The organism is Kitasatospora sp. NPDC059462, from assembly GCF_042749955.1.
Lineage (GTDB): Bacteria > Actinomycetota > Actinomycetes > Streptomycetales > Streptomycetaceae > Kitasatospora.
In genome coordinates, this window is sequence record NZ_JBHYUU010000226.1 from 1 (window position 1) to 11,213 (window position 11,213).

11 protein-coding genes and 1 tRNA gene are annotated in these 11,213 nt (G+C 72.9%); 2 read left to right on the forward strand and 10 right to left on the reverse strand.

Annotated features, from left to right (window positions below):
- Nucleotides 1-20: 20 nt before the first annotated feature.
- Complete coding sequence (locus tag ACFXAM_RS34265; RefSeq protein WP_380297277.1) at nt 21-1,364, reverse strand: M20/M25/M40 family metallo-hydrolase; 1,344 nt, start codon at nt 1,362-1,364, stop codon at nt 21-23.
- Nucleotides 1,365-1,617: 253 nt separating this feature from the next.
- Between ACFXAM_RS34265 and ACFXAM_RS34270 the strand changes: the two genes are divergently transcribed.
- Together ACFXAM_RS34270 and ACFXAM_RS34275 are read left to right on the forward strand one after the other, a co-directional pair.
- Nucleotides 1,618-1,702, forward strand: a tRNA-Leu gene (locus ACFXAM_RS34270).
- A gap of 265 nt (nt 1,703-1,967) precedes the next feature.
- Nucleotides 1,968-3,251 (forward strand): flavin-containing monooxygenase, encoded by a 1,284-nt coding sequence (locus ACFXAM_RS34275; protein WP_380297279.1) that lies wholly within the window; start codon nt 1,968-1,970, stop codon nt 3,249-3,251.
- A 24-nt stretch (nt 3,252-3,275) separates the two neighbouring features.
- On the opposite strand, the gene ACFXAM_RS34280 is transcribed toward ACFXAM_RS34275, so the two are convergent.
- The 9 genes from ACFXAM_RS34280 to ACFXAM_RS34320 form a co-directional block, all read right to left on the reverse strand.
- The gene (locus ACFXAM_RS34280) at nt 3,276-4,358 is read right to left on the reverse strand and encodes a tryptophan dimethylallyltransferase family protein (protein WP_380297281.1); all 1,083 of its coding nucleotides are present in this window, start codon (nt 4,356-4,358) and stop codon (nt 3,276-3,278) included.
- A complete protein-coding gene (locus tag ACFXAM_RS34285) occupies nt 4,355-5,677 on the reverse strand; it encodes a cytochrome P450 (protein ID WP_380297283.1) in 1,323 nt (440 codons plus the stop codon). The genes ACFXAM_RS34280 and ACFXAM_RS34285 overlap by 4 nt, the downstream gene beginning before the upstream one ends.
- 11 nt (nt 5,678-5,688) lie before the next feature.
- A complete protein-coding gene (locus ACFXAM_RS34290; RefSeq protein ID WP_350545548.1) occupies nt 5,689-6,282 on the reverse strand; it encodes an ATP/GTP-binding protein in 594 nt (197 codons plus the stop codon).
- Nucleotides 6,257-6,640, reverse strand: a complete 384-nt coding sequence (locus ACFXAM_RS34295) for a DUF742 domain-containing protein (protein WP_380297284.1) — start codon at nt 6,638-6,640, stop codon at nt 6,257-6,259. Before ACFXAM_RS34295 ends, ACFXAM_RS34290 begins: the two co-directional genes overlap by 26 nt.
- Nucleotides 6,637-7,038, reverse strand: coding sequence for a roadblock/LC7 domain-containing protein (locus ACFXAM_RS34300; protein ID WP_380297286.1), 402 nt, complete (start codon nt 7,036-7,038; stop codon nt 6,637-6,639). The genes ACFXAM_RS34295 and ACFXAM_RS34300 overlap by 4 nt, the downstream gene beginning before the upstream one ends.
- Nucleotides 7,035-8,294, reverse strand: a complete 1,260-nt coding sequence (locus ACFXAM_RS34305) for an ATP-binding protein (RefSeq protein WP_380297288.1) — start codon at nt 8,292-8,294, stop codon at nt 7,035-7,037. Before ACFXAM_RS34305 ends, ACFXAM_RS34300 begins: the two co-directional genes overlap by 4 nt.
- 385 nt (nt 8,295-8,679) lie before the next feature.
- Nucleotides 8,680-10,137 (reverse strand): chloride channel protein, encoded by a 1,458-nt coding sequence (locus tag ACFXAM_RS34310; protein ID WP_380297290.1) that lies wholly within the window; start codon nt 10,135-10,137, stop codon nt 8,680-8,682.
- 139 nt (nt 10,138-10,276) lie between these two features.
- On the reverse strand, nt 10,277-11,041 hold the full coding sequence (locus ACFXAM_RS34315; RefSeq protein ID WP_380297291.1) for a TetR family transcriptional regulator: 765 nt from the start codon (nt 11,039-11,041) through the stop codon (nt 10,277-10,279).
- Nucleotides 11,042-11,118: 77 nt separating this feature from the next.
- The coding region (locus ACFXAM_RS34320; RefSeq protein ID WP_350554586.1) for an acyl-CoA dehydrogenase family protein at nt 11,119-11,213 on the reverse strand (95 nt) is incomplete at its 5' end.

Here is an 11,213-nt window from a genome sequence, read left to right on the forward strand (position 1 = left end):
GCTCAGCGCGCTCAGCGTGCTCAGCAGGCGTCGATGAACCGGTCCAGCACCCGCACGCCGAACTTCAGTCCGTCCACCGGCACCCGCTCGTCCACCCCGTGGAACATCCCGGCGAAGTCCAGCTCCGGCGGCAGCTGCAGCGGGGCGAAGCCGAAGCAGCGGATCCCGAGGTCCTGGAAGGACTTGGCGTCCGTCCCGCCGGAGAGGCAGTAGGGCACCGCCCGGGCGATCGGGTCCTCGGCGCGCAGCGCGGTCTGCATCGCCTCCACCAGGGCGCCGTCGAAGCCGGTCTCGATGGCCTTGTCCGAGTGCAGGCTCTCGCGCTTCACGCGCGGGCCGAGCACGCTGTCCAGCTCGGCCAGGAACTCCTCCTCGTAGCCGGGCAGGAAGCGGCCGTCCACGTGCGCGGTGGCCTGGCCGGGGATCACGTTGACCTTGTAGCCGGCGCCGAGCATGGTCGGCTGGGCGGTGTTGCGCAGCGTGGTGCCGATCATCTTGGCGATGCCGCCGAGCACCCGCAGCGTCTCGTCCATGTTCTCCGGGTCGAGCTCGACGCCCAGCGCGTCCGACAGCTCGTCCAGGAAGGCCCGCACGGTCTTGGTGATCCGCAGCGGGAACTGGTGGCGCCCCAGGCGGGCGACCGCCTCGCACAGCTCGGTGATGGCGTTGTCGTCGTTCTCCATCGACCCGTGCCCGGCCCGGCCCTCGACCGTGAGCCGCATCCAGTGCATGCCCTTCTCGGCGGTCTCCACCAGGTAGAGCCGGGTGCGGTCGTCGACCGTGAAGGAGAAGCCGCCGACCTCGCCGATCGCCTCGGTCACGCCCTCGAAGAGGTCCGGGTGCTTGTCCACCAGGTAGCGGGCGCCGTAGGTGCCGCCCGCCTCCTCGTCGGCCAGGAAGGCCAGCACCAGGTCGCGCGGGGGCTTGCGGCCGGTGCGCAGCCGGTCGCGGACGACCGCGAGGGTCATCGCGTCCATGTCCTTCATGTCGACCGCGCCGCGGCCCCAGACGCAGCCGTCCGCGATCTCGCCCGCGAAGGGGTCGTAGGTCCAGTCCGCGGCGTTGGCCGGCACCACGTCGGTGTGGCCGTGGATCAGCAGGCCCGGACGCGAGCGGTCCTCGCCCTCGATCCGGACCACGGTGGACGCCCGGCCCTTGGCCGACTCGATGATCCGGGGTTCGAGGCCGAACTCGGCGAGCTGCTCGGCCACGTACTCGGCCGCCTTCCGCTCCCCCGGGCCCGAGCCGTCGCCGTAGTTGCTGGTGTCGATCCGGATCAGGTCGCGGCAGAGGCCGGCGACCTCGGATTCACCCGTCACCTTCGGCGCCGCCGCCCGCTCCGCCGACTCGCTCCGCTCGCTCACGGTCACTCCTCGTCTCTGGCCCGCACCGGCGCCCCAGCGCCACCCCCGGGACCTGCACCCGGGTCGCACGAGCACGTCCGACCATCCTCTCCCAGCCCCCGGGCCGGATCCACCCCCGGGAAGCGGGCCGACACGCCGCCGCAACCTGCGCTCCCCCGTCCGGAGCCGTTTTGGGACCCGCAGCGGATCACTGCTACAGTTACATCTGTCAGCGCGGCCGACGAACAGAAGGAAGCCGCGAGGACAACACCCCGTCCGGGTGGCGGAATGGCAGACGCGCTAGCTTGAGGTGCTAGTGCCCTTTATCGGGCGTGGGGGTTCAAGTCCCCCCTCGGACACCGCAGAAGCGGGCCAGGATAAATCCTGGCCCGCTTTTCGTCGTTCCCGAGCCCTTTCCGTCCGTGCTGTTTCCCGACCGCGCACCTTTTGTACGCCGTTGGTCCCTGTTCGGTCGCCGTGACCTGAGGTTTACTTTGTCGGCGCCGCCCCGCCTCGGGGTCGCGCCGACGGGGGAAGACCATGCCGGTGGATGGGAAGGTGGGGTGTTCCGTGGGGAATTTCCTGGATGGGTCGTATGCCGTTGACGCTCCCGGTGGGGCGCCGGTGTGCGTCATCGGTGCGGGCCTCTCGGGCCTGGCGGTCGCCCACGCGCTCGCGGTGAGGGGCATCGACTTCGTCTGCCTGGAGAAGGCTCCGGAGGTCGGCGGGATCTGGCGCAAGCCCGCGGCCGGGGAGCGCGGGCCCGGTTACCGGTCCCTGCACCTGAACACCGCCAAGCAGCTCACCGGCTACACCGCCTTCCCGATGCCGGACTCCTACCCGGCCTATCCGCGGCACGACGAGATGGCCGCCTACCTGCGGGCCTTCGCCGAGTGGGCGGGCCTGCTGCCGCGCATCGAGTTCGGCACCGAGGTGCTGGCGGTCCGCCAGGAGGCGGACGGCTCCTGGCTGGTCACCGGCCGGGACGCGCACGGGGCCACCACCACCCGCCGGTTCGCCCGGGTGGTGGTCGCCTCGGGCGCCAACGCGGAGCCGCTGCTGCCGGACCCGGTGCCGGCCGGCGCCGGGTCGTTCACCGGCCGGATGCTGCACGCCGTCGACTACCTGGACGGCGCCGGGTTCCGCGGTCACCGGGTGGTCGTGGTCGGCCTCGGCGCCTCGGCCGTGGACATCGCCGCGGACCTCTCCCGCCACGCCGCCCGGACCGTGCTGTCGGTCCGCCGGGGCCTGCACGTCGTGCCGAAGCAGCTCTACGGCATATCGTGCGACGTGATCGCCGAGTCGCCGTGGTTCACCGACATGTCGCTGGCCGAGCGGCGCGAGTACATCGAGCAGGCCCTGCTCGTCGCCCGGGGCCGGCTCTCGGACTACGGCCTCCCCGAGCCCGACCACCCGATCTTCTCCTCGGCCGTGACGGTCTCCGACGAGATCTTCAGCCGGATCCGGCACGGCTCGGTGACCCCCCGCCCCGGGATCGAGTCCTTCGCCGGGAACCTGGTCCGCTTCACCGACGGGACCGCGGAGGAGGCCGACGCGGTCGTCTGGTGCACCGGCTACCGGATGTCCTACCCGTACCTTCCGGCCGGCTGCCCGGTCGGCCCGAGCGGGCGGGTGGAGCTGTACCGGCGGGTCGTCGCCCCCGACCGGCCCGGCCTGTACTTCGTCGGCCTGATCCGCCCGGTGGGGGCCATCACCCGGGCCCTGGAGGCCCAGGCGCAGTGGGTGGCGCAGCTCATCGGGGGCGAGGAGGCGCTGCCGTCCGGGGACGTCATGCGCAAGGAGGTCGACGACTACCTGGCCGGCATCGCCGCGCGCTACGGGCAGGGGCTCGGTGCGTCGATCCAGATCGACGTGGTGCCCTACGTCCAGGAGTTGCGCGCCGCCTGACCCCTGCCCGTGCGCCGGGTGCCGTCAGCCGGACGGCGGCCGGACGGCGTAGGCCTCCGCGGAGAGGTAGACCGTGAGCCGGGGCGGCCAGCCCCGCTGGTGGGCGAGCGCCAGGTAGGCGATCAGCCCGACGCCGTCCTGCGGCCGCCGCCCGGTGAGGGAGGGCAGGGCGCGCAGCAGCGGGGCCGGGTCCATGCCGTGCCGGCCGAGCAGGGCCACCGCCCGGTCGAGGGCCTCGCCGTCGTGCCGGGCGTAGTCGCGCACCGGGATGTGCAGGGTGAAGCCGCTCGGCCGGGCCTCCGCCGGGTCGGTGAAGGCGTGGCAGGAGAGCACCGGCAGCCCGGAGAGCCTGGCGTCCGGGCTGCCGGCCGCCGTGGCGGCGAACTCCCGCAGCGCGGCGGCCGTCGGCCCGGCGGGCATCCGGGAGAGGTCGCCGGCCGCGGTGGCGGGCAGCCCGGGGTGGCGGACGTAGACCTTGACCCGGGGCCGCTCCCAGTCGCCGAGGTCCAGGGCGAAGAACGGGTGTCCGTCGCCCGGCGGCAGGGCCGCGTACGCCCGCTGGTGGCCGAGCCGGTCCAGCGCCTCGCGCACCGTCGCGGCGGCCCGGTCGGCCCCGCGGGCGGCGGGGTTCAGGTAGACCTTGACCCGGGGGACCCCGCCGGGGCGCAGCTCCAGGGCGCACCACAGCGCCAGCGGTCCCTGCGGGGCCTGCGGCAGGAAGAGGTCCTCCAGCTTGTCCAGCCAGGTGGTGGAGAACCCCCAGCGCCGGGACATGCCGCGCACGGCGTCCAGTCCGGCGCGGCCGTTCTCCTCCAGGCCGTCCGTGCCGCAGCCGGGTTCCAGCAGCACCCGGAGGTCCGGCGGGCCGTCCGGCCGGAAGGAGAGCGAGTACTCCACCGGCGTGTGGTCGTCGGACAGGAAGGTCCGGCCGGACGGCGGCAGGTCGAGCCGCCGTCCGGCCTCCGGTCCCAACGCCTCGACGAGGACGTCCGCATAGGTCCGTGCGTCGTCGGCGTCGAGGCTCGCGACCTCGCACAGGCGCCGCAGCTGGCCCGCGGTGTGCTCCCCGAGCGTCGGGACGCCCGGTCTTTCCGGGTTGCCGGTCACTTGGCCAGCCAGGACAGGAAGGAGCTCCACAGCCCGCGTTCCTTGCGGGCTCCCGTGGTGTGCTCCTCCCGGGCGGGGGCGGCGGGCCGGGACGCGGTGGCGGGCCGGGGTGCCTCCTGGACCGGGGTGAACCTGGTCGGCAGCGCCGACAGCGCCCGGCTGAACGGGCCCGGACGCCAGGTCAGGCTGTCCACCGGCACCGCCAGCTCGATGTCGGGCAGCCGGTTGAGCAGGTTCTCGATGGCCGTCACCGTGATGTGCCGGGCCGGCTCCTTGGACGGGCAGGCGTGCGGGCCCGCGCTCCACGCCAGGTGGGCCCGGTTGCTGCCGGCGCCTCCGGTGTTGGCCGCCGCGATGCTGACCAGGACCAGCTCGCCGGCCTCCAGCTTGGTGCCGGCGAACTCCATGTCGGCCGCGGGGTAGTGCGGCGCGTAGTTCGTCAGCGGCGGGTTGCCCCAGAGGGTGTCGTCGAGCGCCTCGGCGATCAGGCCGCCCTTGTGGGCGTACTGGTCCTGGGTGAGCAGCAGGTGCAGGGTGTTGCCGATGAGGTTGCGCAGCGGCTCGGCGCCCGCGCCCAGGAGCAGGGCCAGCTGGTGGACCATCTCCTCGTTGTCCAGGGCTGCCTCGTGCTGCATCAGCCAGGAGGTGACGTCCTCGCCGGGCCTGGTGCGCTTGAGGGCCACCAGGTCGGCCGCGGCCTGCATCAGGACGTCGGCGGCCCGGGCGGCGTTGACGCCGTCGAACATGCCGGAGATGCCGAACAGCACCCGGTCGCCGATGTCGGCGGGGCAGCCGAAGAGCTCGTTGAAGACGAACAGCGGCAGCTGCTTGGCGTACTCGCCGACCAGGTCGGCCGAGCCGCGCGCGCTGAACTGGGCGATGAGGTAGTCGGATATCTGCCCGATGCGCTGGGTGAGCCGGCGGGTGTCGATCCGGGCGAGGCTGTCGGTGACGGCCTGGCGCAGCCTCAGGTGCTCGACGCCGTCGCTGAACATGCAGTTGGCCCGGTAGGCCAGCAGCGGCAGGACCGGGCTGTCGGCGGGGATCCGGCCCTCGTTGAGGTCCCGCCAGCGGCGGGAGTCCTTGCGGAAGGCGGCCGGGTCCTGCAGCAGTTGCAGCGCGGCGGTGTAGTCGGTGACGAGGGTGGCCTCGACGCCCGGGGCGAGTTCGACCGGCGTGGTCGCGCCGAAGTGGCGCATGTAGGCGTAGTAGGCCTGCGGGTCGGCCGCGAACTGGGGCCCGTACAGGGGTATCCGTTCGCCGGTGCCGTGGGCGGGGCACCCGGGCGGGGGTACGAGTGCGGTGGACTCAGCGTCCATTGTGTCTGCTCCTAGTGGACACGGTCCAGCAAGTGACGGACCAGTCTGATCAATGCTTCGGCGGAGGACTTCTCGTCGCGGGCGTCGCAGGTGACCACCGGGGTGTCCTCCAGCAGGTCCAGCGCCTCCCGCAGGGCGGCCTCCTCGTAGACCGGCGTGCCGTCGAAGCGGTTGACGGCGATCGCGTAGTCGAGCCCGTACTGCTCGATGAGGTCGATCACGGCGAAGGAGTCCGCGAGCCGGTCGGGGTCGACCAGCACCAGCGCCCCGAGCGCGCCGCGTGCCATGTCCTCCCACATCTGCACGAAGCGCAACTGCCCGGGGGTTCCGAACAGGTACAGCACGACGCGGTCGCTGAGGGTCAGGCGGCCGAAGTCCATGGCGACGGTGGTGGTGGTCTTGCTCCTGACCCCCTTGAGGTCGTCGACCGCCTCCCCGGCCCGCGTCATGGTCTCCTCGGTGGACAGCGGGGTGATCTCGGAGATCGAGCCGATGAAGGTGGTCTTGCCCACCGCGAAGTGCCCGACGACGAGGATCTTCACGGCGGTCTGGTTGGCTCCGTCGCGGACGTAGGCCCGCTCATCCAAACTTGGCCTCAAGTCCATTCAGCACCTCCTGGAGGATGCGCGTGTCCACCAGGGAGGCACGCGCGACGGGCGGCCGCACGAGAAGGTGGCCGCCTTCGCTGAGCGCCGAGAGGAGGATCCTCACCACGCCCAGGGGCAGCCGGGTGTGTCCGGCGATCTCGGCCACCGTCAGGTAGCCCGCGGAACATAATTCGAGCAGGCCCTGCTCCTCGGGCGAGAGCCGGCGGCCGGGGCGCTGCTGCTCGTCCCCCGCGGCGGTGACCAGGGTGACCAGGGAGAGCTGCTCGTCGTCGGGCAGCCCCCGTCCCTTGGTGATGACGTACGGTCTCACCAGGGGCGGGGCCGCGTCGGGTGCTTGCTCGCCTGGGGTGGTCATGGGCGCACGCCGAGGTTCTCGCGCGGGGGCGCCATGAGGGCCTTGCCGAGCTGGCCGACGAGCTGCTGCATCCGAAAGGTGATGTCCGCCATGTCGACGTCCGGGGAGGCCGAGACGCCGAGGTAGGCACCCTGGCCGGCGGAGATGAGGAAGACCCAGCCGCCGTCGAACTCCACCAGGGTCTGCCGCCACTGCTGCTGGTGGCCGTTGCAGAAGAAGGCGAGCGATCGGCTCAGCGACTGCACTCCGCTCATGCCGGCGGCGACGCGGTCCGCGTCGTCCTTGCCGATCTCCTTCGTCCGAGCCATCAGCAGACCGTCGGCGGATATCAGGACCGCGTGCAGGGCCCCGGGAATCTCCAGGGCACTGTCAAGCATCCATGACAGATCGTTGTTCACGGGTACTCATGTCCTTCACTACTTGCAGCGGTTGCGCTGCTCGTCGTTTCCGCGGCGTCCGGAGTCGTCGCCCGGCCGGACTGGGTGCCTCGCTGGAAGGCGCCCATGATCGCCGCCGTCTCCGCGCCGGAGCGGACCGGTGCGCCGGGGGCCGGGGTACCGAAGGCCGGGGTGCCGAAGGCCTGGGCCCCGGCTCCCTGGGCGGCAAAGCCCGGGGGGTCGTACCCCTGGGCGCCGGCGGGGACCGGCTCGGCCGGCACCACGGCCATCGGCCGCTTGCGGCGGCGCTTCGGCAGGCCGTCGGCGCCGGTGGCGGCCGCGGCCGGGGCGGCCTCGAACGGGTGGCGGGCCGTCTCGGCGCCACCGGGGGCGGGCGCGGCCGGCTTCTGCTCGGGCATGGCGGTGAGGAGTTCGTGCGGCAGGAGGAGGACCGCGCGCACCCCGCCGTACGGGGAGGAGGAGTCCACCGACGCCTCGAAGCCGAAGCGCTCGCTGAGCACACCGGCCACCGCGAAACCGAACTGCGGCGGATTTCCGAGCGAGGAGACCCCGGAGACGCGGTCGGTCGACAGGAGCTTCTCCGCCCGGGTGCGCTCCTCGTCGTTCATGCCGATGCCGGCATCGTCGACGACGATGCAAATGCCCTTCGGCACGGTGCGGATATTGATTTCCACCATCGTGTCGGGGCTGGAATAGCTGGTAGCATTGTCCAGCAGTTCGGCGAGCACCAGCGCCACCGGCTCGACCGCCCGGCTGGTGATTCCGTAATTGACCTGGGAAAGAATCTCCACCCGCCGGAAATGCCGGATGCGGCCCTGCGCGCTGCGGACCACGTCATAGATCGACGCCACCTCGCGCTGGCGGCCCAGCCAGCCGTCGCACAGGACGGCGATGGACTGCGCACGCCGTCCGAACTGCGAGTTCGTGTGGTCGATCTCCAGGAGGTCCTCCAGGATGACCGAGTCGCCGTACTTCGTCTGCAGCCGGGAAATGACCAGCTGCTGTTCGGCGGCGAGGCCCTGGAGGGTACGCATGGCGGACTTGAGGACCGTCTTGGTCTCCTCGTCGGCACGCACGTGCGCCGCCTCGACGGATTGCGAGAAATCGCTCTCCAACGCGGCGTAGTGGGCTCTCAGTTCCCCGGTCTCCTGCCGCGCCGACGCGGCTGCCCGGCGCTGGAGGACAATGACGGCGATTGCGCCGAGGAGGACGACGAGAAGAGCCCAGAGAATGGGGTTCTGCAGGGAATGCGTCATAGGACTCTCTTCAGGAGAGTGGCGGCCAGCTGCTGATTTACCGTCAAAGCGGGGTGGGCCGGCGGACGTCCGCGCCGGGGTCACCGCCCGGACCGCCCCTGTGATCGTTCCGTCTCACACCCGCCCGATCCCCCCGGCAAGCGCCGTGATCATATCATCGGATGAAAGACCCCTCCGCAGCCCGCCACCAGGGGCTACCAATTGACGTGCGCTCAGTTCGACCGACGTCGAACACCGTTTCCGGGGCGCTGCGGCGCCCATTCGACCAGACCATGTCACGAGGGGCAAATGCCCTGCTCCCGACCCTGATGGAACGTCTGTTCCCGGGCTCGGGGTTCAGTGGGACGCGGGATCAGCAGGACACGGGTTCGGCGGGCGGCGGGGTTCAGCGGGGCGCGGGGTTCAGCGGGCGACGGCGGCCGAGGCCGCGCACCAGCTCGCCGACGACGAACGCCGTCACGGCGGTCACCAGCAGCAGCGGGAGCAGATCGGGTGCCTCGGCCCCCAGCAGGGCCGTCGCCAGCACCGTGCTGGTGACCGGAAGCCGGGTGACCGCCGTGGCCGAGGCGGCGAGGCCGACGGCCAGGCCCGACGCGGTGCCGAGGCCGGGCAGCGGACCGCAGGCCACCCCGAGGGCGGCACCGATCAGCACCGCCGGGAAGATCGGACCGCCGCGCAGGCTGCCCAGCGCGACGCCCCAGGCCACCGCCTTGCAGAGGGTCAGCGCCAGCAGCGCGGACACCGGCCAGTCCGCCGGGTCGGCGGCGAGCGCGCCCAGGGTCGCCTGGCCGGAGAGCGCCGCCTCCTCCGGCGAGCGGCCGGTCAGCAGCGCGTAGGCGGCGAGGCAGGCGCCCACCGCGACCGCGCACAGCACGGTCCGCACCGCCGTCCGCCGGGCGGCCGGGGGCACCCCGGCGCGTTCCGGCGCTCCGGTGGTGAACGTCTTCACCCGCCGGCCCAGCGTCTGTCCCGCCACGCAGACCGTGGTGACGACGGCGGCGAGCGGCAGGCCCCACAGGAAGTCGCCCGGGTCCGGGACCCCGCTGTGCGGCACCGAGGGCAGCAAGAGCGCGCCGATGGACAGCCCCGTCCAGTGGCCGAAGCCGGTGAAGACCAGCGCGCCGACACCGCTGGCCAGCAGACACGGCATGATCAGCAGCAGCAGCTTCGGCCCGCCGAGACCGGCCGCCTCGATCATCATCACGGCGGCCACCAGCGGGCTGCCGAAGATGGTGGAGATCGCCGCCGTCGAACCGGCCGCCCCCAGCACCGGCACCAGCTGCGGCCGGGCCGAGCGGCGGGCCGGCCGGACGGCGAGCAGCGCCAGCCCGCCGCCCATCGCCATCAGCGGCGCCTCCGGGCCGAGGACCGCGCCGAGCGGCAGACAGGCGAGGGCGGCGAGGAGGACGCCGGGCACGGCCTTCGGCGGGGTCGGCGGCCCGCCCAGGCCGTCCACCGGGACGTGCCCGCCGTGGCCGGGCAGCCGGGTGATCACCGGGGCGAGCAGCAGACCGGCCAGCAGCAGGGCGGGCAGCGGCCACCACCAGGGCGCGCGGTCGTGGCCGAGGGCGTCCGGCAGGCTCTCCCAGATCCAGTGCTGGAGCTGGTGCTCCAGGCCGACGAACCAGAAGGCGGCCAGCGAGACCGGGACGCCGGCGAGCGCGGAGATCAGCAGCAGGCCCAGATAGCCCCTGGTCAGCAGGACCTCGCGCAGGGCCGGGGAGGGCGCCTGCTCCGGAGCCGCTCCCGCGACGGGGCCGGGGCCAGGATCAGGACCAGGACCGGGGCCGGGCGGCGGGGCCGGGTCGTCGCTGCCGCTCGGACCGGCGCTCGGCTCAGGCATCGTCCGCCTCCGTCGCGTTCCCCGCGCCGGTCCGGCTCCGGCCGCGTGCTGCGACCGAGTCTCGCCCGCGTCCGGGGGGCCCGCACGTCACCGGGGCGCGGCCGCGCCCCGATTGCGCCGTCGGGGTGAGCGGGCGGGGTCAGTCCTGACGGATCTGCCGGGAGTCCCCGAGCGCGCTCTCGATGCCCTGCACCATCCGCCACAGCGGCGCCCGCCGGCTGGCGACCAGCACCACGACGTCGTCCTCGTCCCCCGCCCCGGCCCCGCCGGACGCACCGCCACCACCACCGGGCCGCTCGCTCCAGGTGTCGGCGACGAAGGCCATCGCCCGGTCCACCTCGGCCACCCAGTCGCTCTCGCCGCCCGAGCGCAGCCAGGTGCGCAGCGCGTGGTTGTGCGCGGCGACCACGGCGGCGGAGACCACGTCGGCCCGCAGCGGCCCGTCCGGGCGGCCGGCGAAGCGGCCGCGCAGATAGTGCGCGAGGGTGTGCTCGTAGCGCCAGACGACGGACAGCTCGTAGGCGCGCAGACCGGGGACCTTGCGGGTGAGCCGGTAGCGCTGGACGGAGAAGGACGGCTGCTCGGCGTACATCCGCAGGACGAGCCGGGCGGCGTCACCGGCGTGGCGGACCGGGTCCTCCTCGCCGGTGCCGGATTCGAGGAACTCGGTCATGTCCGCGAGCCCGCGCTCGTGGTCGGGGAAGACCACGTCCTCCTTGGCCGGGAAGTAGCGGAAGAAGGAGCGCCGGCCGACGCCGGCGAGCGAGACGATGTCGTCGATCGTGGTCTGTTCGAAGCCGCGCTCCAGGAAGAGCTCGAAGGCGGCGGCGACCAGCGCCTCGCGCATCGCGGGCTTGGGGTGCCCGTCGTTCATGGGCTGGTCCTGCTCTTCCTTCTCGCTCATTCCCGGAACATAGCATCGGCTTCGAACACCCGGACCGGGCCGCGGGGGGCCGGCCCGGGTGCCCGGGGGCACGCGTACTACGGCAGGTTGCGGGCCATGACGATGCGCTGGATCTGGTTGGTGCCCTCGTAGATCTGCGTGATCTTCGCGTCCCGCATCATCCGCTCCAACG